This window comes from Rhodococcus sp. LW-XY12 (assembly GCF_019317345.1).
Classification (GTDB): Bacteria; Actinomycetota; Actinomycetes; order Mycobacteriales; family Mycobacteriaceae; genus Rhodococcus; species Rhodococcus pyridinivorans.
Window position 1 is genome coordinate 4829984 of sequence record NZ_CP079225.1, and the last position, 24311, is coordinate 4854294.

General features: G+C 67.9%; 22 protein-coding genes. 12 read left to right on the forward strand and 10 right to left on the reverse strand.

Going from position 1 to position 24311, the window contains the following annotated elements:
• The first annotated feature begins 15 nt into the window (after positions 1-15).
• Genes KXC42_RS22195 through KXC42_RS22205 form a run of 3 tightly spaced genes read left to right on the forward strand, consistent with a single transcriptional unit; the run spans position 16 to position 5339 of the window.
• Entirely contained in the window at positions 16-1359 is a 1344-nt protein-coding gene (locus KXC42_RS22195; protein ID WP_019288830.1) for an aromatic acid/H+ symport family MFS transporter, read from the forward strand.
• A complete protein-coding gene (locus KXC42_RS22200; RefSeq protein WP_219129600.1) occupies positions 1356-4085 on the forward strand; it encodes a LuxR family transcriptional regulator in 2730 nt (909 codons plus the stop codon). The genes KXC42_RS22195 and KXC42_RS22200 overlap by 4 nt, the downstream gene beginning before the upstream one ends.
• Positions 4086-4088: 3 nt before the next feature.
• A complete protein-coding gene (locus KXC42_RS22205) occupies positions 4089-5339 on the forward strand; it encodes a benzoate/H(+) symporter BenE family transporter (protein WP_373922171.1) in 1251 nt (416 codons plus the stop codon).
• On the opposite strand, the gene KXC42_RS22210 is transcribed toward KXC42_RS22205, so the two are convergent.
• The 3 genes from KXC42_RS22210 to KXC42_RS22220 all read right to left on the reverse strand — a co-directional run bounded on the left by KXC42_RS22210 (position 5329) and on the right by KXC42_RS22220 (position 8674).
• Positions 5329-7728: an excinuclease ABC subunit UvrA gene (locus KXC42_RS22210; RefSeq protein WP_219129602.1), complete on the reverse strand. Its 2400-nt coding sequence runs from the start codon at positions 7726-7728 to the stop codon at positions 5329-5331. The genes KXC42_RS22205 and KXC42_RS22210 overlap by 11 nt on opposite strands.
• Positions 7729-7808: 80 nt before the next feature.
• Positions 7809-8219 carry a VOC family protein gene (locus tag KXC42_RS22215; RefSeq protein ID WP_033097560.1) on the reverse strand — a complete coding sequence of 137 codons (411 nt, stop codon included), beginning with the start codon at positions 8217-8219 and terminating at the stop codon, positions 7809-7811.
• Positions 8220-8224: 5 nt separating this feature from the next.
• Positions 8225-8674, reverse strand: a complete 450-nt coding sequence (locus KXC42_RS22220) for a helix-turn-helix transcriptional regulator (RefSeq protein WP_039958298.1) — start codon at positions 8672-8674, stop codon at positions 8225-8227.
• A gap of 157 nt (positions 8675-8831) precedes the next feature.
• On the opposite strand from KXC42_RS22220, the gene KXC42_RS22225 reads away from it, so the two are divergent.
• Positions 8832-9839, forward strand: coding sequence for an NAD(P)H-dependent glycerol-3-phosphate dehydrogenase (locus KXC42_RS22225; protein ID WP_006553146.1), 1008 nt, complete (start codon positions 8832-8834; stop codon positions 9837-9839).
• Positions 9840-9949: 110 nt separating this feature from the next.
• Positions 9950-10624, forward strand: coding sequence for a nitroreductase (locus tag KXC42_RS22230; RefSeq protein ID WP_219129603.1), 675 nt, complete (start codon positions 9950-9952; stop codon positions 10622-10624).
• A 22-nt stretch (positions 10625-10646) separates the two neighbouring features.
• On the opposite strand, the gene KXC42_RS22235 is transcribed toward KXC42_RS22230, so the two are convergent.
• A complete protein-coding gene (locus tag KXC42_RS22235; protein ID WP_006553144.1) occupies positions 10647-11834 on the reverse strand; it encodes an ATP-binding protein in 1188 nt (395 codons plus the stop codon).
• Between the two features lie 217 nt (positions 11835-12051).
• On the opposite strand from KXC42_RS22235, the gene aztD reads away from it, so the two are divergent.
• Together aztD and KXC42_RS22245 are read left to right on the forward strand one after the other, a co-directional pair.
• The gene (gene aztD / locus KXC42_RS22240) at positions 12052-13293 is read left to right on the forward strand and encodes a zinc metallochaperone AztD (protein ID WP_006553143.1); all 1242 of its coding nucleotides are present in this window, start codon (positions 12052-12054) and stop codon (positions 13291-13293) included.
• Between the two features lie 232 nt (positions 13294-13525).
• The gene (locus tag KXC42_RS22245) at positions 13526-14764 is read left to right on the forward strand and encodes a glycosyltransferase 87 family protein (RefSeq protein WP_219129604.1); all 1239 of its coding nucleotides are present in this window, start codon (positions 13526-13528) and stop codon (positions 14762-14764) included.
• Here KXC42_RS22245 and KXC42_RS22250 read toward each other — a convergent pair.
• On the reverse strand, positions 14734-15063 hold the full coding sequence (locus tag KXC42_RS22250; RefSeq protein ID WP_200358911.1) for a branched-chain amino acid transporter permease: 330 nt from the start codon (positions 15061-15063) through the stop codon (positions 14734-14736). The two genes, KXC42_RS22245 and KXC42_RS22250, sit on opposite strands and share 31 nt — an antisense overlap.
• Positions 15056-15754 carry an AzlC family ABC transporter permease gene (locus tag KXC42_RS22255; protein ID WP_006553140.1) on the reverse strand — a complete coding sequence of 233 codons (699 nt, stop codon included), beginning with the start codon at positions 15752-15754 and terminating at the stop codon, positions 15056-15058. The genes KXC42_RS22250 and KXC42_RS22255 overlap by 8 nt, the downstream gene beginning before the upstream one ends.
• A 53-nt stretch (positions 15755-15807) precedes the next feature.
• On the opposite strand from KXC42_RS22255, the gene KXC42_RS22260 reads away from it, so the two are divergent.
• Positions 15808-16539 (forward strand): M50 family metallopeptidase, encoded by a 732-nt coding sequence (locus KXC42_RS22260; protein ID WP_006553139.1) that lies wholly within the window; start codon positions 15808-15810, stop codon positions 16537-16539.
• On the opposite strand, the gene KXC42_RS22265 is transcribed toward KXC42_RS22260, so the two are convergent.
• Entirely contained in the window at positions 16508-18292 is a 1785-nt protein-coding gene (locus KXC42_RS22265; RefSeq protein WP_257605924.1) for a 2-isopropylmalate synthase, read from the reverse strand. The genes KXC42_RS22260 and KXC42_RS22265 overlap by 32 nt on opposite strands.
• A gap of 187 nt (positions 18293-18479) precedes the next feature.
• Here KXC42_RS22265 and KXC42_RS22270 point away from each other — a divergent pair, with 187 nt between their 5' ends.
• Complete coding sequence (locus KXC42_RS22270) at positions 18480-19151, forward strand: FadR/GntR family transcriptional regulator (protein WP_219129605.1); 672 nt, start codon at positions 18480-18482, stop codon at positions 19149-19151.
• Positions 19152-19200: 49 nt separating this feature from the next.
• Here the strand turns inward: KXC42_RS22270 and KXC42_RS22275 are convergent, their stop codons facing one another.
• Complete coding sequence (locus tag KXC42_RS22275) at positions 19201-19851, reverse strand: cyclase family protein (RefSeq protein ID WP_219129606.1); 651 nt, start codon at positions 19849-19851, stop codon at positions 19201-19203.
• Positions 19852-19870: 19 nt separating this feature from the next.
• On the reverse strand, positions 19871-20677 hold the full coding sequence (locus tag KXC42_RS22280) for an acyl-CoA thioesterase domain-containing protein (protein ID WP_088898082.1): 807 nt from the start codon (positions 20675-20677) through the stop codon (positions 19871-19873).
• A 59-nt stretch (positions 20678-20736) separates the two neighbouring features.
• Between KXC42_RS22280 and KXC42_RS22285 the strand changes: the two genes are divergently transcribed.
• Both KXC42_RS22285 and KXC42_RS22290 read left to right on the forward strand, forming a co-directional pair.
• Entirely contained in the window at positions 20737-21813 is a 1077-nt protein-coding gene (locus KXC42_RS22285; protein WP_219129607.1) for a nucleoside hydrolase, read from the forward strand.
• 37 nt (positions 21814-21850) lie between these two features.
• Entirely contained in the window at positions 21851-22249 is a 399-nt protein-coding gene (locus tag KXC42_RS22290; protein ID WP_219129608.1) for an Lsr2 family protein, read from the forward strand.
• A 63-nt stretch (positions 22250-22312) separates the two neighbouring features.
• Here the strand turns inward: KXC42_RS22290 and KXC42_RS22295 are convergent, their stop codons facing one another.
• Complete coding sequence (locus tag KXC42_RS22295) at positions 22313-23725, reverse strand: FUSC family protein (RefSeq protein ID WP_219129609.1); 1413 nt, start codon at positions 23723-23725, stop codon at positions 22313-22315.
• A gap of 70 nt (positions 23726-23795) precedes the next feature.
• Between KXC42_RS22295 and KXC42_RS22300 the strand changes: the two genes are divergently transcribed.
• The gene (locus KXC42_RS22300) at positions 23796-24308 is read left to right on the forward strand and encodes a MarR family winged helix-turn-helix transcriptional regulator (RefSeq protein ID WP_006553131.1); all 513 of its coding nucleotides are present in this window, start codon (positions 23796-23798) and stop codon (positions 24306-24308) included.
• Positions 24309-24311 lie beyond the last annotated feature (3 nt).

The following is a 24311-nucleotide window of genomic DNA, read 5'->3' on the forward strand; positions in this document are numbered from 1 at the left end:
AGACCGGAGCAACGCATGCCCCACGCCACGCAGACCTGGGCCAGTCCACAACATCGGCGCAGCGTCATCTGGATCGTCGCGCTCGCCACCCTCGCGATCATCTTCGACGGCTACGACCTCGTCGTGTACGGCACCGTCCTTCCGACCCTGATGGCCGATCCGACCCAGCTCGGGGAGATCTCTGCCCAGCAGGGTGGTGCCCTCGGCTCCTACGCGCTCATCGGCGTCATGGTCGGCGCGCTGTTGACCGGTGCGTTCGGTGACCGCGTCGGCCGCCGGAAGATGATGTTGATCAACATCGTCTGGTTCTCCGTCGGCATGGGTGCGGCGGCCTTCTCCACGAGCATCACGATGTTCGGCGCGCTCCGCTTCTTCACCGGCATCGGCGTCGGCGGTCTCGTCGCCACCGCCGGAGCCGTGGTCGCCGAGTTCGCTCCGCCCGGCAAGCGCAACCTGTTCAACGCCATCGTCTACAGCGGTGTCCCCGCCGGCGGTGTGATGGCCTCGCTGCTCGCGATCCTGCTGCGCGACGCGATCGGCTGGCGCGGACTGTTCCTCATCGGCGCGTTGCCGCTGCTCATCCTGCTCCCGCTGGCACTGATGAAGCTTCCCGAGTCGCCCGCCTGGCTGCAGTCGCGGGGACGCTCCGACGAGGCGCAGCGTGTGTGCGAGAAGTTCGGTTTCCCACTGCCGTCCGCAGCACCTGTCGCTTCCACCGAGAAGATCGGTTTCGCGGCACTCGCGACCCGCAAGTACGCCCTCGGTACGGGACTGCTCGGCATGATGAGCTTCGCCGGTCTGCTGCTCACCTACGGCCTCAACACCTGGCTGCCGAAGATCATGGCCGACGCCGGTTACAACGCCAACGGCTCGCTCGCCTTCCTCCTCGTCCTCAACGGCGGCGCCATCCTCGGCGGCCTGCTCGCCTCGAAGGTCGCCGACGGCCGCGGACCGCAGTCCGTCATCGTCACCACCTTCTTCCTCGCGGCCGTGGCCCTCGTGCTGCTCACGCTCGGTTTCCCGCTGCCGGTGCTGCTCACCGCCGTCGCGATCGCCGGTACGGGCACGATCGGCACCCAGGTGCTCATCTACGGGTTCGTGTCCAACTACTACGACACCCCCGCCCGCGCTGCGGGTGTGGCGTGGTGCGCCGGCTTCGGCCGCCTGGGCGGCATCGTCGGCCCGGTCATCGGAGGTCTGCTCATCGGCGCGGGCTTCGCGAACAACGTGAACTTCTACATCTTCGCGGGTATCGCGCTCGCCGGTGGTCTGGTCACGTGGTTCGTGCCCCGCCCGGTCCAGTCCGTCTCGCCGGTCCGCAGTTCCGATCGCCCCGTGCCGACTACCGTGGATGTGTGACGGACAACGTTGTGCTGATCGGCCGGAACTCCGAGTTGATGCAACTCGAACGCCTCCTCGACGAAGCCCGCGCGGGTGTCCCCTCGCTGGTCCTCGTCGAGGGGGCGTCCGGCGTCGGGAAATCCTCCCTCGTTTCGTATTTCGTCGCTCGCCACGACGACCTCGCCGTACACGACGCGACCGGGGCCCGCTGGGAAGCCGGCCATCCGTGGTCCGTGCTCGAACAGCTGCTCGGTGACACCGTCACGGCGGGCGACCCGGTGGAGGCGGCACGCACGCTCCTCGACCGGATCGACGACGCGACGGTGATCGTCGTCGACGACGCGCACTACGCGGATGCCGAGTCGTTGCAGTCGCTGTCGTCGTCGCTGAGGCGAGCGCACGGACGTCCCCTGCTCATGATCTGGATCGTGCCCGACGTGCTTCCCGACGATGTCGCCCCGGCGACCGCCGACCTCCTCTCGAACAGCCACCGCGTGGACACCCTCCACGTCGGCGCGCTGGCGCCCCCGGATGTCGCGCAACTCGCACTGCATCGCATCGGCGTCGACCTGTCCGCGTGGACGGCGCGTCGCCTGCAGGAACACACGCTCGGGAACACCCGCTCGATCCTGCAGCTTCTCGACGAGATCCCTCGCGACGAATGGCACCGCTGGCAGGCGCGTTTCCCAGCACCGAGACAACACGCGGGGAAAGTGGGTCGCATCCTTGCCCGGTGTTCACCGGACACGCGCGCGCTCGTCGAATCGGTCGCCGTCCTGGACACCGCCGCGACACGGGGAGCCACCGAATCCCTCGCGCTCGTCGCCGAACTCGCCGAGGTCGGCGACACGACCGGGCCGCTCGACGAGGCCCACCGGCTCGGTCTGCTCACGATGCGTGAACAGCGGGGCGTGGTGTCGTTGTCGTTCCCCGATCCCATGACCCGCGCCGCCGTGGCCGACGAGATCGGCCCGGCCCGCTGGCACAGCCTGCACGCGCGGGCCGCTTCGCTCGTCGACGACGAGGGCGCCCGGTTGTTCCACCTGGTGTCCGCGACACCGACCGGAAACGAGGAACTCGCCGCCGACCTCGACGCTTACGCCCGGCGATGCGCCGCCGACGGCGCCTGGTCCCAAGCGGCCGAAGCGCTCATCACCGCGAGCCGTATCACTCTCGACCGAGAACTACGGACCCGCAGGATGATCCGCGGTGTCGACGCACTGACCGGTGCGGCGGACCTGCCCCAGGCCCAGACGTTCGTCCCCGAGATCGAGAGCGTGCCGAGCGGACCGATGCGCAACGCCGTGCTCGGCTATCTCGCGATCCAGCGGGGGCGGGCCGCGGAAGCGCACCACCTTCTCACCGAAGCGTGGTCGATGCTCGACGATCCGGAATCCGAACCCGAACTCGCCGCGACGATTTCGCAACGCATGGTGTTGCATTCGTTGGCACGGCTGCGCGGCGACGATCTTGTCCTGTGGGCCGATCGTGCCGCGGACACTCTCCCCGAGACGGCTCCACCCGTCGTCGAGTCCCGGGCCATCCGCGGACTCGGGCTGGCGATGACCGGTCGCGTCGATGAGGCCATCAAGTCGTATTCGGCTCTGTCCGATGTCATCCGGCTCGGAGCGCAGAGCCAGCGCATCCGCATGGCCGAGGGGTGGCTCGCATTGGTGCTCGACCGGCCCGATCTCGCCCGGACCGAACTCGAGGCGGCCGAACCGACCATCTTCCGCGGCGGGTCGCTGCGCATCTCGCTGTGGGCGCAGGCCTGGCTCGCGCGAACACAATTCGCGCTCGGTGCGTGGTCCGACGCGCTGCGCACCGTCGATCGCGCGGCGGCGCAGCTCGACGCGACACAACTCGATCTGCTCCGACCGCTCGTCCACTGGACCGGCGCCCAGGTCCAGGCGCTGCGCGGGAACTGGACCGCGGCACGGGAACACGCCCACCGTGCCCGCGCCGGGAACAACGACTACCCGCTCATGCTCGTACCGGCCTGCCTGTGCCTGGCGCAGTGCGCCGAGGTCGTCTCCGACTACACGAGCGTGTTGCGCTATCTGGAACCGATCGTCACCATGCGCGAGCGGGGCGCCGTCGACGAACCCGGCCACTGGCCGTGGCCGGATCTCTACGGCAACGCCCTCGTGATCACCGGACGCGTCGACGAAGCGGACGAATTCCTGCGGCCGCACGAGGAACTCGCCGCCGAACGCGGTCACCGCTCCGCCAAGGCCCGCCTCGGTTACGTGCGCGGTCGCATCCTCGGAGCCCGCGGCGACATCGACGCCGCCCGCGACGCTTTCGAACACGCACTCGACGAGATCGACACGCTGCCACTGCCCTACGACCGTGCACGCATCAACTTCGCGTACGGCCAGACGATGCGCCGCGCGGGGCGTCGCCGCGACGCCGACGCGGTGATCCGCACCGCCCGTGAGCTGTACGCGTCGCTCGGCGCCGTCTCGTACGTGGAACGTTGCGACCGGGAACTCAAGGCCGGTGGTCTTCGTACCGGCGACGGCGAGACCGAGACCCCGCGTTCGGATTTCACGACCCTCACTCCGCAGGAACGCGCCGTGGCCACACTCGTCGCGTCGGGCCGCACCAACAAGGAAGTCGCCGGTGAGCTGTTCCTGTCCGTCAAGACCGTGCAGTACCACCTGACCCGCGTGTACTCGAAGTTCGGCATCCGCTCGCGCAGCGAGCTCGCCGCGAAGTTCCGACAACAGGATCGAGGTTGATCATTGACCGCCGTGGACGATGGCCCCACCGCCGAGACCGATCTGTTCGAACGCCCCGTGCGTCCCGTCGTCGGACCGCGCGGGATACTCCGGGATCTCGGCCCACGATACGCCGCGAACGGCTTGATCGGGCTCGTCTTCTCGTGCACCGGACCGGTCGCCGTGATCCTCGCCGCCGGCGCCGCGGGCGGGCTGAGCGCACCGCAGTTGGCGTCGTGGATCTTCGGGGTGTTCGCCCTCAACGGGCTGCTCACCATCGTGATGAGCGTCGCCTACCGGCAACCGCTCGGGTTCTTCTGGACCATCCCCGGCACCGTGCTGGTCGGCGGGTCGCTCACCCACCTGAGCTGGGCGGAGGTGGTCGGCGCATTCTTCGTGACAGCGGCCCTCGTGACGGTACTGGGGGCCTCGGGACTGGTGCGCCGAGTGATGGAAGCGTTGCCGATGCCCATCGTCATGGCGATGGTCGCGGGGGTGTTCCTGAAGTTCGGCATCGATCTGGTTTCGGCGCTCGGTTCCGACGTCGCCATCGCCGCACCGATGGTGATCGTCTTCCTCCTGCTCAGTTCCGTTGCGGTCCTCGGTAAGTGGATGCCTCCCATCCTCGGCGCCCTGCTCGCCGGGGTGGGCGCGGTCGCGCTGTCGGGCCGGTTCTCACCGTCCGGGACCGACAGCGCGGTCTTCGCCGCACCGGTGTTCACCGCCCCGCAGTTCACGTGGTCGGCGATCCTCGAACTCGTCGTGCCGCTCGCGATCACCGTGCTGGTGGTGCAGAACGGGCAAGGCATCGCGGTGCTGCGCTCGGCCGGGCACAATCCGCCCGTCAACGTCTCGGCGATCGCGTGCGGACTGTGGTCCTTCCTTGCCGCGTGCGTCGGCGCCGTGTCGACCTGTCTGACCGGACCGACCAACGCGCTGCTCGTGTCGTCGGGCGAACGGTCCCGTCAGTACACCGCGGCGATCACATGCGGGACGCTGGCGATCGTCTTCGGACTGTTCGCGCCGCTGTTCGTCCGGTGGATGATCGCCGCGCCCGCCTCGTTCGTCGCGACTCTCGGCGGCCTGGCGATGCTCAAAGCGTTGCAGGGCGCCTTCGTGGCCGGGTTCGCGAGCAAGCACACCATGGGTGCGCTCGTCGCGTTCGTGGTCACCGCCTCGAACATCACCGTCTGGAACATCGGCGCGGCGTTCTGGGGGCTCGTCGCGGGTGTGGCCGTGTCGTGGCTGATGGAGCGTCCGGACTTCAGCCGCTGACCCCGACCCCGACGTACTCGGCGAGATGCTCGCCGGTGAGCGTCGACCGCTCCTCCACGAGTTCGCTGGGGGTGCCCTCGAAGACGATGCGTCCACCGTCGTGGCCGGCGCCGGGACCGAGGTCGATGATCCAGTCGGCGTGGGCCATCACGGCCTGGTGGTGTTCGATGACGATCACCGACTTGCCGGACTCGACGAGCCGGTCGAGCAGACCGAGCAGCTGTTCGACGTCGGCGAGGTGCAGGCCCGTGGTGGGTTCGTCGAGGATGTAGGTCTCCCCCTTCTCGGCCATCGCGGTGGCGAGCTTGAGCCGCTGCCGCTCACCGCCCGACAGGGTGGTCAGGGGCTGGCCGAGCCGCAGATAGCCGAGGCCGACGTCGGACAGTCGCTGCAGGATCTTCGACGCCGCCGGGGTGCGTGCCTCGCCGTCGGCGAAGTACTCCTGGGCCTGCGCGACGGACATGGCGAGCACCTCGGCGATGTTCTTCCCCGCCAGGGTGTAGTCGAGCACGGCGGTCTGGAAGCGCTTGCCCTCGCAGTCCTCGCAAACCGATTCGACGGTGGCCATCACCCCGAGGTCGGTGTAGACGACACCGGCGCCGTTGCAGGTCGGGCAGGCGCCCTCGGAGTTGGAACTGAACAGGGCCGGCTTGACACCGTTGGCCTTCGCGAACGCCTTGCGGATCGGTTCGAGAAGACCCGTGTAGGTCGCGGGGTTGCTGCGACGCGAGCCCTTGATGGGGCTCTGGTCGATCGTGACCACGCCGTCGCCGTCGGCCACCGAACCGTGGATCAGCGAACTCTTGCCCGATCCGGCCACGCCGGTCACCACGACGAGCACGCCGAGCGGGATATCGACGTCGACGTTCTGCAGGTTGTGCGTGTCTGCGCCGCGGACCTTCAGGGCTCCGCTCGGGGTGCGCACCGTCGGTTTCAGCGACGCCCGGTCGTCGAGGTGACGACCGGTGAGGGTGTCGGCACGCCGCAGTTCGTCGACGGTGCCCTCGAAGACCACCTGTCCGCCCTCGGTGCCGGCGCGCGGGCCGAGATCGACGATGTGGTCGGCGATCGCGATGGCCTCGGGTTTGTGTTCGACGACGAGCACGGTGTTGCCCTTGTCGCGCAGTTGTAGCAGCAGGTTGTTCATCCGCGCGATGTCGTGCGGGTGCATGCCGATCGTCGGTTCGTCGAAGACGTAGGTGATATCGGTCAGCGACGATCCGAGATGGCGGATCATCTTGATGCGCTGCGATTCTCCGCCGGACAGGGTGCCGGTGGGACGATCCAGCGACAGATATCCCAGCCCGATGTCCGCGAAGGAGTCGAGCAGATGACAAAGGTTCTTCAGCAGCGGGGCAACCTGCGGAAGATCCAGTCCGCGCACCCATTCGGCGAGATCGCTGATCTGCATCGCGCACACATCCGCGATGCTCCTGCCGTCGATCTTCGACGACCGCGCCTCGGGGGCGAGACGCGTCCCTTCACAGTCCGGGCATGTGGAGAAGACGACGGCCTTCTCGACGAACGCACGGATGTGCGGTTGCATCGCGTCGAGATCCTTGGACAGGAACGACTTCTGGATCTTCGGGATCAGGCCCTCGAAGGTGACGTTGACGCCCTCCACCTTGATCTTGGTGGGTTCCTTGTAGAGCAGGTCGTGGAGTTGCCGCTTGGTGAACTTCACGATCGGCTTGTCGGGATCGAAGAAGCCGCAGCCGCGGTAGATCCGGCCGTACCAGCCGTCCATGCTGTAGCCGGGGATCTTCAGGGCGCCCTCGTTGAGGGAGAGACCGTCGTCGTAGAGCACGGTCAGGTCGAAATCGGAGATGTTGCCCTTGCCCTCGCATCGCGGGCACATGCCGCCGAGCCGGTTGAAGGTCACCTTCTCGGCCTGGGTCTTCCCGGCGCCCCTCTCCACCGTCACCGCACCACTGGCCCGCACCGACGGCACGTTGAACGAGTAGGCGTTGGGCGGACCGATGTGCGGCTCCGCAACCCGGCTGAACAGGATGCGAAGCATCGCGTTGGCATCGGTGGCGGTGCCCACTGTCGAGCGCGGATTCGATCCCATCCGTTCCTGGCCGACGATGATCGCCGCGGTGATGCCGTCGAGCACGTCGACGTCCGGGCGGGCCAGGGTCGGCATGAATCCCTGCACGAACGCGCTGTACGTCTCGTTGATCAGGCGCTGCGACTCGGCGGCGATCGTGCTGAACACCAGCGAACTCTTGCCCGAGCCGGAGACACCGGTGAACACCGTCAATCGCCGCTTGGGGATCTCCACGCTGATGTCGCGGAGATTGTTCACGCGCGCTCCGTGAACCCGGATCGCATCGTGGGTGTCGGCGACGTGCGCTGCATGTGCCGGTGTGTCCTTCGTCGAGGTCATGTTCGAAGACTCCAGTGGTCGTACGGATGCGGGGCGGAACGGGTGCGACGATCGGAGAGTAAGGCCGATCGTGGGATCGGTCAGCGCAATTGCTGGATGCGGACCATGTTTCCCGCGGGGTCGCGGAGAGCGCAGTCGCGGACGCCGTACGGCTGGTCGGTGGGTTCCTGGACGATCTCGGTGTCGCCGGCCTGCAGCTGCTCGAACGTCCCGTCGAGATCCTTCGTCGCGAGGATGATCGATGCGAAGGTGCCCTTGGCCATCATCTCGGCGATGGTGGCGTTCTCCTCCTCCGTGATGCCGGGGTCGGCGTCCGGCGGGTACAGCACCAGGGACGTGCCGGGAGTGTCGCTGCGGCCGAGGGTGATCCAGCGTTTCCCGGCGTAACCGACGTCGTTGAGGACCTCGAAGCCGAGGGTGTCGCGGTAGAACGCGAGGGACGCCTCGGGATCGGTGTGCGGAAGGAATGTCTGGTGAATGGTGATGTCCATGCCGATCACGGTATGACCGGCGGACCCGTCCGCGCTTCTCGATTCCTGATCGGTCTGGTGACATTCTTCGCCACGCACGACGGGATGCCGTTCGTCTCCTCGGACGCCTGCTTGCGGTACACGCTCGGGGGCACGCCGACGAGTTCCGTGAACCGGGTACTGAAGGTGCCGAGCGACGAACAGCCCACCTCGAAGCACACCTCGGTGACGGTGAGGTCGCCGCGTCGCAGCAACGTCATGGCCCGCTCGATGCGCCGGGTCATGAGATACGAATAGGGCGACTCGCCGTACGCGAGCCTGAACTGGCGGCTGAGATGGCCGGCCGACATGTTCACGCCGCGGGCGAGGGCCTCGACGTCGAGGGGCTGGGCGTGCTCGCGGTCGATGCGGTCGCGGACGCGGCGCAGCAACGCGAGGTCGCGCAGACGCTGATCGGTGACGGGTTTACCGGGCACGGGTCCGATCGTGCCACGATGCGCCGCCTCGATCCTGTCGTCGTGCGCCTCCACAGCACATCCGCCCCGCGAGGATCCCGGGACCACAAACCGGACCCGCCGGGACCGGAAAACTGACACTCTGTCGATACCTGCCCGTACGGACGAAAGGTCACCGATGGCTCGTGCGGTTCGCGTCGTCGTTCTCGGATCGGGATCGTGGGGAACCACGATCGCGTCGTTGGCCGCACGCAACACCCCGACGACGTTGTGGGCCCGCAACGACGACATCGCGCGTGAGATCGACACCGAGCACCGCAACCGTCGATATCTCGGCGAACGGCCACTGCCGCAGGGCCTGCGCGCGACCTCCGATCTCGAAGAGGCCGCCCGCGAAGCCGACGTCCTGGTGATCGGTGTGCCGTCGCATGCAGTGCGCAAGACACTCGAGCAGGTCGTCGACGAGATCCGCGCGTGGGTTCCGGTCGTCTCGCTCGTGAAGGGCCTCGAGCCGGGCACCCGCCTGCGGCCCACCGAGGTGATCGCCGAATGCCTTCCGGGGCACCCCGTCGGGCTGCTCGCGGGTCCGAACATCGCCGGGGAGATCGCCGACGGCATGGCCGCCGCGTCGGTGGTCGCGATGCAGGACGAAGCGGTGAGTGCGGCGCTGCAACCGCTGTTCGCCACGTCGTTGTTCCGCGTCTATCGCAATACCGACGTGCTCGGCTGCGAACTGGGCGGGATCCTCAAGAACATCGTGGCGATCGCGGCCGGCATGGCCGAAGGGCTCAGCGTCGGCGACAACACCCGCGCGATGGTCCTCGCCCGTGGGCTGGCGGAGATGACGCGTCTCGGTGAGGCCATGGGTGCGGATCCGCGCACGTTCGCGGGCCTCACGGGGATGGGTGATCTCATCGCGACGTGCACGAGTCCGTCGTCGCGGAACCGCCGGGTCGGTGAGGCGCTGGCGCGCGGGCTCAGCATCGACGAGGCCGTCGAGGCGCTGGGGCAGGTCGCCGAAGGGGTGAAGACCGCGCCGACGGTCATGGAACTCGCCCGCGAGTACGGGGTGGAGATGCCGATCGCCGCCGAGGTCGCGGCCGTGGTGACCGGGAAGAGCACCCCCACCGATGCCTATCGGGGGCTGCGCCGGGTCACACCCGGCGACGAGAGGGACATCGTCTGACCTTCTCTACCGCTTTCTCGGACGGATCGTAGAAAGCCGAATAGTCGCCTGTCGTGTGCTCCCGACCGGCTGAACGAACGCTCGGTGAAGTGATGTGCCATCGTGGTGACATGACTTCTGCCGCCGACGCGCTGTCGTCCCTGCTCGACACCCGTTTCAGCTGCCGCGCCTTCCTGACGAAACAGGTCCCGCGCGAGGACATCGAACGCATGCTGCAGATGGGTCAGCGCACCGCGTCCTGGTGCAACTCCCAACCCTGGCAAGTGCACATCGTCAGCGGCGACGCCACCAACCGCCTGCGCGACACCGTCTACGCGCAGGCCACCTCGGGGAACATGGATCCCGACATCCCGGGACCCGCCGAATACCGCGGCGTCTATGCCGAGCGTCGCCGCGGCGCCGGCTACGCCCTGTACAACGCGCTGGGCATCGCCCGCGACGACTACCAGCGCCGCACCGAGCAGATGCTCGAGAACTACCGCTTCTTCGGCGCACCGCACGTCGCGATCATCACCTCCGACAAGGCCCTCGGCGTGTACGGCGCCGTCGACTGCGGTGGCTACGTCTCGACCCTGCTGCTCGCCGCCGAGTCGCTCGGCATCGCCGCCGTCCCGCAGGCCGCCGTCGCGATGACGGCCACCGCGCTGCGACGCGAACTGAACATCGGCGACGACCGCGACATCGTCTGCGCCATCTCGTTCGGTTACGCCGACGAGGCGCACCCGGCCAATGCGTGTCGCACGAATCGCGCGTCGCTCGACGAGACCGTCGAGTGGGTCGACTGAACTTTCGATCACCCCGGCCGGGTCAGTCGTTCTGGGCGCGCAGGTACCGCCCGAAGTGCGGAACGGTGAACCCGATGAACCCGCGCTCGGCGGAATAGATCAGGCCCTTCTTGATCAATCCGTCGCGCGCAGGTGACAGGGAGGCAGGCTTCCGTCCGAGTTCGACGGCGATCTTCGAGGTCGCGACAGGCCCGTCGTCGCCCGCCAGATCCGCCATGGCCCGCATGTATTCGCGTTCGGCGGGGGTCGCCCGTTCGTAGCGGGAGCCGAAGAAGCCGACGGCGAGTTCCTCTTCCGCAGTCGGTGCCGCGACCCGCACGTCGTCGGCGGTGATCGGCGAATCCGCTGCGACGTCCCAGGTCGTCTTACCATAGGCCTGCACGAAATACGGGTAGCCGTCGGCGGTTTCGTACAGCAGGTCGAGGGCGTCCTGCGTGAACTCGACGTCCTCTCGTGCCGCAGGCGCGATGAGCGCGAGATCCGCTGCCGCACGGTCGAGCCGGTCGATGCGGTGGTAGGTGAACAGCCGCTCGGAGTAGGACTTCGACGCCGACAGCACCGCGGGCAGGTGCGGCAGACCGGCCCCGACGACGATGAGCGGCGCGGCGTCCTGGCTCAGCTCGTGGCAGGCCCCGCAGATCGCTGAGACGTCGTCGGAGCCGAGGTCCTGCATCTCGTCGATGAACAACGCGATGCCCACGCCCACGTCGCGTGCGAGTCCTGCTGCGTCGACAAGCAGTTCGACGAGGTCGATCTCGATGTCGCCCGAGTCGGCCCGCCCTTTCACGGCCGGAGCATCGATGCCGGGTTGCCAGCGTTCGCGCATGCCCTTGTCGGCGGTAGCCCGCAGCGCGAACGACTTGAGCACCCCGAGGAAGTACTCCACCGATTCCGGGTCCGGATGCGCGGCGGCGATCTCGCGGACCGCCATGTGCAGCGCCGACGACAGGGGGCGTCGCAGTCCTTGATCGGGACGGGCCTCGATCTTGCCGGTGCCCCAGCTCTTCGCGATGGCGGCGGAGCGCAGATGGTTGAGAAGGACGGTCTTGCCGACACCGCGGAGGCCGGTGAGGACGACGCTGCGTTCGGGTCGTTCCCGGGCGATCCGTTCGAGGACCACCTCGAACGCGGTGAGTTGCTTCTCGCGGCCGGCGAGCTCGGGCGGGCGCTGTCCCGCGCCCGGGGCGTACGGGTTGCGGACAGGATCCATCCGTCGATGCTAACGGCGAACTCATCGGATTCTGAGCTCATCTAGTGCGTGTCGTAGACGGCCGTATTCGCGTATGTCCGAGCTCGAAACCGCAGTTGTTGTCGACATTTCGGCGATTTCTCGACAACAACTGCAACCTCGGCCGCCCGGAGCGACATGCACGCATGCGCATTTCAGACTTTGACATTCATTTTCGATAGTAGCTATTTCTTTCCCCATGACAACGCTCTCCCGCTACGGCGGCGCCGCCCTCACCGTCGTCGCTGCGACCTTCGCCGCCGCCTGCGGCGGTACGACCGAGGCCGACACCACTGCGGCCGACACCCCCGAGACGACGACCTCCGCCGCCGCTTCCGAAGTGGCGACGGCGCAGCCGCGCCTCGCCCTGACCTACGACGGCGGCGTCCTCGTCGTCGAGGAAGAAGAACTCACCGTCGTCGACGACTTCGCACTCGACGGTTTCAACCGCCTCTCCCCTGCCGGCGACGGACGCCACGTGCTGATCTCCACCGAAGGCGGATTCCGCGTGCTCGACACCGGCAGCTGGACGGAAGCCCACGGCGACCACGGTCACCACTACACCGGCGCACCCACGCTCACCGACCTGACGTTCGCCGCCGAGAAGCCCGGACACGTCGTGCCGCACGCCGGGGTCACCGCCCTGTTCGACGACGGCACCGGACGCATCGACGTGTTCGACCCCGCCGATCTCGCCTCGGCGACCGACCTGCCGGATCTCGACAGTCGCGCGCTCCCCGAGGCCCACCACGGCGTGGCCGTCCCGATGCCCGACGGCGGCATGCTCGTCACCCTCGGCGATTCCGAGGATCGGACCGGTGTGGCGCTGCTCGACGAGAACGGCACCGAGATCACGCGCACCGAACAGTGCCCGGGTGTGCACGGTGAGACGGTCGCGGCCGACGGGGTCGTCGCCTTCGGATGCGAGGACGGCATGGTGATCTTCCGCGACGGAACGTTCACGAAGGCGCCGGTGCCCGACCCCTACGGCCGGATCGGGAACCAGGCCGGCAGCGAGGACTCGCCCGTCGTCCTCGGCGACTACAAGACCGATCCCGACGCCGAGCTCGAGCGTCCCGAGCGCGTCGCGCTCGTGGACACCCGCACGGCGTCGGTGCGTCTCGTCGACCTCGGTACGAGTTACACCTTCCGCTCCCTCGGTCGCGGACCGGCAGGGGAAGCACTCGTTCTCGGCACCGACGGCAACCTCCACGTGATCGATCCCGACTCCGGCGAGATCGTCCGGCGGATCGAGGTGCTCGAGCCGTGGACCGAGCCCGACGAGTGGCAGGCACCTCGGCCCGCACTCGAGGTGCGGGGCGATACGGCGTTCGTCACCGATCCCGCCACCGATTCCCTGTACGCGGTGGACGTGACCTCGGGTGAGATCCGCTCTGCCGAACTGCCGCACACCCCGAACGAGATCAGCGGCGTCGCCTGACTCCGCTACCGGAGTATTCGTCTTTCTAGCTGTGGAGCTAGAAAGACGAATACTCCCCTCACGTCCGGCCGGTCGAGATCCTTCCGCAACGTGATCCGTCTCACTCCCCAAGTTCGCGAAACGGATTTCCCGACCAAAACGGTTGGGGAGGCGATATTCTCGGCGCCTGATCCCGAAGACAACGATTGTGTAACGTGGCGACGCACCTGTTTCCTACCGGGAGGTACCGCCCGTGCTGTTGACCGAAGTCCGTACCCGACCTGTTCGATCCTTGTTGATCGCCATCGGTCTGACGGTCTCGGCGCTGGCAGTCGCGGGATACCTGCGCGACGCGCTGAACGAGTACCTCATGGATCTCGACGTCTTCCGCGATGCCGGCTGGGCCTTCCTGCACCACACCCCGCTGTACACCGAGGGGTTCTTCAGCCATTCCGGTTTCCGGTTCATCTACCCACCCTTCGCGGCGTTCCTCTTCGCCCCGATGGCGTTGGTGGGCAGCACCGCCCTGCAGGTGTTGTGGACGATCGGACTCATCGCTCTCGTGTGGTGGGTGCTCGAGGTCGTCTACCAGCGACTCGACATGTCGCAGCCGAGCCTGATCGCAGCCGCGTCGCTCGGACCGGTGCTGTGGCTCGAGCCGTTCCGCTCCAACTTCACGTTCGGCCAGATCAACATCGTGCTCATGGCACTGGTGGTCGCCGACCTGCTCGGTGTGATCCCGAAGCGCTTCCGCGGTGTCGGCATCGCACTGGCCGCCGCCATCAAGGTGACCCCGGCCGCCTTCGGCCTGATCTTCCTGCTGCGCCGCGACTGGCCGTCGGCATTCCGCGCGCTGGGCGCCTTTGCCGCGACCGTCGCGTTCGGCTACTGGTTGCGCCCCGATTCGACCGTCTACTTCTGGACCACGGAGTTCTTCGCGACCGACCGCGCCGGCGACCCGTCGTTCTTCCGCAACCAGGCGCTCACCGGTCTCATCGCCCGTTTCGACTTCTCCGACGGCACCGCCAAGGCGCTGTGGCTGGCCGGTGCCCTGGTCGTCGTGGCCGGTACCGCGTGGGCCGCCTACCGCTTCCTGCGTGCCGACGAGCCCGTGGTCGCGGTGGCCCTGGTGGGCCTGGCGTCGCTGCTCGCCGCTCCGATCGCCGTCACCCACCACTGGGTGTACGCGCTGTTCCTCGTGCCGCTGCTCGTCGCGCCGGCCTACCGCCGCTGGTGGCCCGTGCTGGGGCCCGCCACCGTGGTCTTCCTCATCGGACCCAACCACCTGCTGCGTGAGGCGTCCTCCGGCGGCTGGGTCGAGCAGTTGCTCCTCGAAGTCCTCGGGACCTCGCAGTGCCTGGCCGCGATCGCAGTCTTCGTCGCCGCGATGGTCGCCGCGCGCCATCGTCGCCCCGGTGCCGAGAACGCCGTCGAGCGCGAGGAGACCGTCGCCGCGCCGGCTCAGGTCCAGAACGCCGACGCGACGAGATAGAGACCCGTCCCGACAACGGTGCTCAGCGCGGCGTTGCGTCGCCACAGATGCACCGCGATCGTGCCCGCGAGACCGACGGTCGCGGGTAGCCAGGTCGACTCCCCCACGTCACGCAGTGTGTACATCACCAGGATCACCATGACGCCCGCGGGCATCGTACGGCCCAGGAAATCGACGAAGGCGGAGTTCTTCAGCGCCGACAACGCGAGGAACGGCGCCGCGCGCAACGCGACCGTCACGACGAACATCACCGCCAGAACGCCGAGGACATATCCGGCGCTGGGCACCGACTCAGGCACGGGCCACCTTGTTCCGGTAGACGAAACGCACGAACAGGCACACCACGAACAACCCGAGCCCGACGACGAGCATCTGGCTTTTCGCGACCAGCAATGCGACGAGACCGCAGACCAGCGCGAGCACCGGCGCCGGCACGTCGCGGTTGGCGCGGAAGGCATCGATCGCAAGCACCGCGAACAGTGCCGTGAGGGCAAACTCGAGTCCGGCGAGCCCGTCGGGGAGCACTGCCCCGATCAACGCGCCGATCGTGCCCGACACGACCCACATCAGCTGGCAGAGCACCTGGACCGTGAGGATGCGGGTACCCGAGAGCGGCTCACGTGCCTTGGGGGCGACGATCGCGTACGACTCGTCGGTGAGCGCATAGACGCCGTAGAGACGCCCGAGCCGGCTGCGAATGCGGTGCAGCGGGAACGACAGGCCGTAGAAGACGTGCCGGAAGTTCACCAGCAGCGTCGCCGCGGCGACCGAGGCGAGCGGCGTGACCGCCGCGATCAGACCGATCGCGAGGAACTCCATCGACCCCGCGTAGATGACGGTGGAGAAGATCGGCGCCCACCACCATTCGAACCCGCCCTGGGTGAGAACCACACCGAACGCGAGCCCCAGCGGGATCAGTCCCAGCCCGACGGCCCAGGAGTCCTTGATACCCGCGCGGATCTCGAGGGTACGACGGTCGGGCATGCTCATCAGGCTATCGCCGGGCCGGAAGTCTCGGCGCCCGGCCCGGAGGAAGGTGATCTGTGTCCACCTCGTTCACGGAGGTCGTGTCCTCCGCCTGGCAGGCCGTGTCGACCGTCGACCAGCCCGCTCCGACGGTGGTCGTCGTCGGAACGGCGATCGTCGCACTCGTGCTCGTCACCGTTCGGCCGCTGTGGCTGAAGACCCGCCATGTCGTCACGCAGGCGCACGAGGGGTCGCACGCGCTGGTCGCGGCGCTCGTGGGCCGAAAGCTGTCGGGCATCCGTCTGCACAGCGACACCTCGGGGGTGATGGTGTCGTCCGGCAACCCGCGAGGCCCCGGCATGGTCGCGACCACCTTCGCCGGGTACACCGGTCCGGCCGTGCTGGGATTCGCGGCGGCGACGCTGCTGACCCTGGATCGGCCCGCCGCGGTGCTGTGGTCGATCCTCGCCGCGCTCGCCGTCCTGTTGCTGCTGATCCGCAATCTGTACGGATTCGTCTCGGTGGTGATCGCGGGTGCGCTCGTCGGTGCGGCCGCCTATCTCGGGGACCCGATCGTCCGGTACACCGCGGCGTACCTGATCACATGGGTCTTGCTCCTCGGCGCGACCCGCCCGGTCCTCGAACTCGCCCGCACCCATTCGCGCGGTCGTGGCCGGGGTTCGGACGCCGACCAGTTGCGCGGACTGACCCGCGTTCCGGCGGCCGTATGGATCGCGCTGTTCGCGATCGTCACGGCGGGTACCGCCTTCTACGGCGTCACACGGATCGTGGTGACCCAGCTGTCCTGAGTGGCCTCGGGATGCAGGCGGCAGCACGGACGACCGCGTGCAGGCTCGCGGTGAGCACGGAGCGGTGACGCCCCGCTGCCCACCGTGTGTCGTCGCCGCTGCGGAATTCGATCAGGGTGAGTGCGTCGGTGCCGACGCTGCTCTGATGGAGGCCGAGCACCTCGATATCGATGCCGAGACGGGCGAGAGCGTCGGTCGATGCTTCGACGGGCCCCACGCCCTCGTGGACACTGCGGTGTTCGGTGCCGCCGATACCCAGCGTGATCGTGGTGCCCGCGTCGGTCACGTCGAAGGCGCGCAGCACCGGTGCATCCGGGACGTCCGGCCGTGCGAGATATGCGGTGTCGAAGATCTCCCACAGTTCGGTCGCAGTGACCTCCCCGCCGCTGGTGTCGGTGTGGTCTTGCACGTGGCGAGTGAAGTCGATCTGGAGCCGACGCGGAATTTCGATGCCGTATTCGCTCTCGAGCAGGTAGGCGACCCCGCCCTTACCGGATTGCGAATTGACACGGATCACCGCGTCGTAGGTACGTCCTATGTCGGCGGGATCGATCGGCAGATATGGTACTCGCCAATCGATCTCGGACTCGGGACGGCCCTCGGCGACGGCGCGTGCCCGGTGCTCGGCGAACCCTTTCCTGATCGCGTCCTGATGAGTGCCGCTGAAGGCGGTGTGCACCAGGTCGCCGACATACGGGTGCCTCGGGTGGATCTCGATGCGATTGCAGTATTCGACGGTGCGGCGGATCTCGTCGATGTCGGAGAAATCGATCATCGGATCGATGCCCTGTGCGTGGAGGTTCAGTGCGAGTGTCGCAATGTCGACGTTGCCGGTGCGTTCCCCGTTGCCGAACACGCACCCTTCGACCCGCTGCGCCCCGGCGAGGACGGCGAGTTCGGCGCACGCGATACCTGTGCCGCGATCGTTGTGCGGGTGCACGGACAGGATCACCGCGTCGCGTCGCGCGAGGTTGGTGTGCATGTACTCGATCTGGTCGGCATAGACGTTCGGGGTCGCGATCTCGACGGTGGCCGGAAGATTCACGATCACCGGCCGTTCGGGGGTCGCGTCCCACAACTCGGTGATCGCGTCGCACACCTCGAGCGCGTAGTCGGGTTCGGTGAGGTTGAAGACCTCGGGTGAGAACTCGAACCGCACGTTCGGCAGGTCGCCGGCCAGTTCCAGGACGTCGCGGCCACCGGCGACGGTCAGTTCCGTCAGCGCGGTACGGTCGCGGTCGAGGACGACCTCGCGCCAGGTGGGAGCGGTCGCGGTGTACATGTGGACGACGACCTCGTTGCGGACACCCCGGACGGATTCCACAGTCCGCTCGATGAGGTCGCGACGTGCCGGGGTGAACACCACGATGGTGACGTCCGGCGGCGCGATGTCGGTCTCGACGATCAGGCGCACGAAGTCGAAGTCGGTCTGCGAGGCGGACGGATAACCGACCTCGATCTCCTTGTATCCCATCGCGACCATCAGCTCGAAGAAGCGGCGTTTGCGGCCGGGATCCATCGGTTCGGCCAGTGCCTGGTTACCGTCGCGCAGGTCCACCGGCACCCACAGTGGGGCCGCGGTCAGACGTTGTGTGGGCCAGTTCCGTTGCGCCAGTGGAACCTCCACGCGAGAGTACACATCGCGGTAGCGATGTGAGGGCATGGCGGAGTGCCGCTGCCTGTTCCAGACGGGGGCGTCGGCAGGAACCGGACCGGCAGGAGTGAAGATTCGCGGGAACGTGCTGGTGCCCATCGGAGAAGTCCTTCGTCGATCGTCGTTACGAGGGACCGGCGCGTGTTCGACTCCACGACGGGGAGCCGGTCCGGCTAGGCCCCGCCGTGGCGGCGAAGGAGAAGGAACGCGAAGGAGCGCATGTCCCGAAGGCTGACATAACTCCTCGGACAAGTAGAGGAGTAGGCGACTCTGCGATGATGGAACCATGACCGTCGTCCGCCGCGAGCCTCTCGCCGACCAGGCCGCCGAACTGCTCCTCGAACGCATCCGATCCGGAGAATGGCCGCTCGGCGCCAAGCTGCCCGGCGAGACGACGCTGGCTCCGCAGCTCGGCGTCGGCCGCTCCACCGTCCGCGAAGCGATCCGTCAGCTCGCCGGACGCGGCATCCTGACCACCCGGCAGGGCGCCGGCGTGTTCGTCACCGCTCTCGACGCACCCGAGGACTGGACGCGCACGGTCGCGCGCGCCGACATCCTCGCCGTGATCGAGGCCCGCATCGCCGTCGAGGTCGAGGCCTCGGCCCTTGCCGCCGCGCGCCGCACCCCCGCCGAACTGCGGGCATTGAAGAAGTCACTGCGGGAACGCGAAACCCATCGCACGGCCATCGAGGAACACGTCGACACCGACATCGTCTTCCACCGCACCATCGTGGTCGCCGCACACAACCCGATCCTTCTCGACCTGTTCGACGGCTTCACACCCCGTAACCGTCACGCCATGATCGAAATGCTCCGCACGCGCGGCACCCACGGGGACGACGCCGACCACGATACCCGCCGACGCATCTACGACGCCATCGCGGACCGTGACGGGGTGACCGCCGCCGCCGTCACCCGCGACCACTTGTCCTCGCTCACGACGGCACTCGGCCGATAGCCGGGCCGGTTCTCTGCGGACGGTTCTCGACCTCCCGGGTGCGGGACGGTCACTTCTCGATCTGCATCGCGACCGCCCTCACCGGGGCCCCGTCGACGCCCGCGAACGGGATCGGCAGCAAGGACACGAGCGGATCCGCGAAGTCGATCGCGTCGAGATTGCGCAGGTTCTCGCAGATGATCGCCCCCGCGTCGGCGAGCACGTGGTGCGCTGCGAGCGTCTCGTCGCCCGTGGGATCCACGCTCGGCGCGTCGATTCCGACCGTGCGGACGCCGCGGTCGAGCAACCACCGGCACGCGTCGACGCTCAGGGCCGGATGCTCGAAATAGCGGTCGGTGCCGAAATACCGCGACCAGCCGGTGAGGACCAGCGCGATGTCGCCGGAGCCGATCGCAGGCCCACCCCACATGTCGGCGGTGACGAGCGCACCGGCGCCGACGCGGGCGCGCACGTCGAGCACCACTCCGCGTCCCACGAAGTTCTCCGGCGGTACCGCGTCGATCGCGGCGCCGCCGCTGCGCACGTGTCGCGGCGCGTCGACGTGGGTGCCGGTCTGCGATCCCATGTCGATGCGCATCAGGTCGAATCCGTCGGTCTCGACGGTGGCGTGCGGTGTGAACGTCGGTGCCGGATCCCCGGGATAGACCTGGATGGCCGGGGAGATGATGTGGGTCAGGTCGACGATCCGCCGAACACGCATGACATCACTCCTGTTCGGGTCAGCCGAAATCGACCTGCCGCTGCGCATTCGCGAGCGCGGTGACCACACCGGTGCCGAACGCGCCGAGACGGTCGAACAGCACCGCCGTGCCGACCGCGATGCCCTCGCTGCTGATGTGGTTGTCGGCCTCGATACCGACCTCCGGTCCTTCCGGCAGACGGGACAGTGCCAGGGTGACATCGGAATTGATGTAGCCGACACCTTTGTCCGACCAGTTGGTCACGAACGACGTGCCCTCACCGACGGTCGCGGTGTTGACGAACGGCGACAGTTCCTCGCCGACGATGATCGGCAGCTGCCGCGACCACAGCCGCTTGCGATCGGAGTTCTGGTGCTCCGACCGCACCCGCGTCCATCCCGGACCGTCGCTGCCGTACCAGGACGAGTATTCGAGCGGTCCGGGCTGCGTCTCCAGGGAACCGGGAGGGGGCGTCGGGGACTCGCCGCGCAACCACACCGACCCGGGCGGCGGGGCCGACTTGCGGAGGAAGGTGAGCGTCGCGCGCGCCGACACCTCGCCACCCTGCATCAGGTTCGCGTCGGCGACGCGGATGCGGTTGCCGTCGCGCACCCGGGTGGTGGTGAAGGTGATCGGCTCGTTGCGGACCGGCCTGAAGAGATCGAGCGTGAACCGGGACGGGACGAAACCTTCGACGGCATGGTGGATCTCGAGCTCACGTGCGACCAGACCGCTCACACACGGTCCGTTGAGCATCGTGTCCGACCACGGGCTGGACGCATACTTCGTGGGCAGGTAGACACCGTCGTCCTCGGTGAAATAACCGCGGTTCTTGCGCTCGTGCATTCGGGAATTCTCCCAGCACCGGCCGCGGTGCGCTCATCCGGATACCCCAAGATGGGATCGTGCACGTACACGAACCCGATGTTCCGGCTGCCCGTACCCGTCTGATCGTCGACGTCGACACCGGCATCGACGACGCTCTCGCCCTGCTCTATCTCGTCGCGAGTCCGGAAGCCGAGATCGTCGCCGCCCTGTGCACGGCGGGGAACGTGCCGGTGGACCAGGTCACCGCCAACACGCTGTCGTGGCTCGAGGTGTGCGGCCGGCCCGATATCGAAGTGGCTGCCGGATCGCAGGTTCCGCTGGTCGCGCCACTGATGACCACCGAGGACACGCACGGTCCACAGGGGATCGGGTATGCGGAACTTCCCGCTGCGTCGCGGTCGCGGTCGTCGCGATCGGCCGCGCAGGCGTGGGTCGATCTCACCCGCGAGCATCCGGGAGAGCTCACCGGGCTCGTCACCGGCCCGCTCACCAACCTCGCCCTCGCCCTGCGCATCGATCCGGAACTGCCGTCGCGGTTGCGTCGCCTCGTGATCATGGGTGGGTGTTTCCACCATCCCGGTAATACGACGCCGACCTCGGAATGGAACGTCGCGGTGGATCCGGAGGCCGCCAAGGTCGTGTTCGACGCGTTCTCGATCGTCCCTCCGGACCGGCGGCCGATCGTGTGCCCGCTCGACGTCACGGAGTCGATCGAGATGCATCCCGAGCATGTCGCGCGGATCGGGGACGTCGTCGGTGTGCCCCGCTCCGGGGAGCTGTCCCCGGACGCTCCGCGCGGTACGCGGTCGACGGTCGATGTCCCTCTCGTCCGCCACATCTCCGATGCACTGCGGTTCTACATGGAATTCCACCGTGACCAGGGCCTGGGCTTCCTCGCGCACGTGCACGACCCGTTCGCCGCGGCGGTCGCGCTGGGCACGGTTCCCTACACCTCCCGGCCCGCGACGGTCGACGTCGAGCTCGACGGACGCCTCACCCGGGGCACGACGGTCGCCGATCTGTCCGGTATGTGGCAGAGGACGCCGAACGCGGATATCGTGGCGGGCACCCGTCCGGCAGAGTTCTTCGATCATTTCGTCGAGCGGGTGGGATCGTACATTCGCGACTTGAACCTACCCCCGAGTAAGAACTAGCGTCGACAGCGCACAGTTCGGGGACAAGGAGATAAACGTGGCACAGAAAGTGCGCGTCCAATATTTCGACGATATCGACGGCCAACCGATCATGGACGGCCTGGCGCAGTCGTTCCGCATCACGGTCGACGACGACGAGTACGAAATCGACCTGCGGCCGGCGAACGCAGACAAGTTCCTGGCGGTACTCCGCCCGTGGCTGCACGAGAAGACACCCGAGAAGCCCGCTTCGAGCACCCGCACCATCACGCCGAAGCAGACGGCAACGAAGGCCCGCACACGGACGGCGGGGACTCACAAGGCGATTCCGCCCACCCGGTCGCCGGAGCAACTGGCCGCGATCCGGCACTGGGCCCGTAACAAGGGTTACGACGTCAGCTCGCGTGGCCGGATCCCGCGTCACATCCTCGAGCGGTTCGAAGCCGCTCACTCCTGAGCATCACCCGGCTGCCTCCCCCGCGGCAGGCCATGAACGCCACCGACGACCGGTGCCGCCTCGTCACGCGACGAGATGGTGCCGGTCGTCGCGTCGGATGGTCACCGCAGCGACGATCACGCCCACGACCACGCCGATGACGGTGTCGGCGACCCGGTTGACGGCGAGGCCCGGACCCGCGTGCTGCCCGAGACCGGTGAGCAGCAACGCCATCGTCGTCACCCCGACCGAGGCGAGCCCGTAGTTCCGGGTCACCGTGAGTTCGGTGAGCGTCTGGAACAGCACGGCGGCCGCGACCACCGGCCAGTAGCCCAGGTCGAGCGCGAGCAGCACGGCAGCGATCATGGCGCCGCCGACATTTCCGATCAGACGCTGGATGCCGCGCTGAACGGTGTTGCGGTAGTTCAATCCTTGCAGCGCCGCCATGGCACCCATCGCAGCCCACAACGGATGGTCGAGCCCGATCGATGCGGCGAACGACGCGGCGAGCAACGACGCGACGAAGATCCGGGCCGCTCCGATCAGCACGAGACGGTCGAGCAGACGACCGCATCCTTCGCGGACGAAGCCGGGCGGCGTCGGCAGCACCGGCCGACCGTCGGCATCGACACGCGGAATCTCGATGTCGCGCCGCGCTTTCCGAAGTTCCTTCTCGAATCGGGCGAAATCGTCGCAACGTGCGCGGGAGGTGTCGTGCGACCCGCTGTCGAGCACCGTCTCGGCCGCGTCGAGCAGTGCGGCCAGTTCGTGGACATGGGCGTCCGGACGTCGCGAGGCGTTCAGTGCGACGGTCTCGCGCGCCTTCCGGATGCTCTGTCGCGCAGCGGGAACTGCGTCCGCACCGCGGATTTCGACGGCGGAGACCGCCGCGAGGGCGCGTGCGACCGCCAGACGAGCGGGCGTGTGGGGATGGGAGAGCGCGGGGAGCATCGCGATGACATATCCGAGCAGAGCACCGATGGTCGCCGCGGCGGTGACCAGCCCCGCATCGCCCCATCCGTCGGAAAAACCGGCGGCGCCGGCGGCCGCGAAGATGAGGATCACCGGGCCGGGGCCCATGAGCGAGAAGGCCGTGAACACCCAGTACGCGACGGCCGAGCCCAGCGAGAGCGCGACGATCTGCACCCACAGCGGGGCGCCCATCGCGCCGAGCGCAGCCCCGAAGGCGGTGTAACCGACGATGCCGAGGCCGACCCACGGAAGGCGCACGGCGAGACGCGGATACGGTTCGTATCGCAGGAAGGCACTGGTGAGTGCGCCGAGGGCGGCGAAGCCGGCGACTTGTCCGTAACCGAGCAGACCGCCGCCGACGAGGGCGAGCATCGTCGCGAACCCCACGCGCAGCGCCACGGCCACGGTCGGATCGCCGCGCCGCACTTCGAGGGCGTCCTTCCACGCGCTCGCCGACAGCGGATGCGCGAGCGCTCTCCGGGTGTGACGGAGCTGAGGGCGGTCGTCGAGTCGGCGGTCCAGCATCCGTCCACCCTATTGTTTCACTAGTAAAATATCTATGAAATTGTTCGTCCGCTGCCGTTAGACTTGCCACATGCCCTCCGAGACGCCCCAGCCCGATTACGTCGATCGCGTACGTCTCGGATGGACCGCCCACTACCCCGGCCTCGACCTGCGCCCCATCGACGTGATCGGTCGCATCACCCGCATCGGGTCGCTCGCGCTCACCTACTTCGATCGGGAACTCGAACCGAGCGGCATCAGCCGCAGCGAGTTCGAGGTACTCAGCGCGCTCGCCCGCAGCGACCACCCGTTACGCGCCAGCGAGGTCACCTCGATCACGGGGATCTCCGGTGCGTCGACGACGAAGCACACCGAGCGACTCGCCAAACTCGGTCTCGTCGAACGCACACGACTCGAACGCGACGGCCGCGTCGTCCTCCTCACCCTCACCGACGACGGGCGCGCACTCGTCGAGAAGGAGTTCCCGCGACGCCTGGCACGCGAGCGGCAGATGCTCGACGGACTCGACGACGACGAGGTTCAGGTCCTGTCCGACCTGTTGCGCAAGGTCGTCCGCAACGTCGAGAACCACTATCCGGCCTGATCC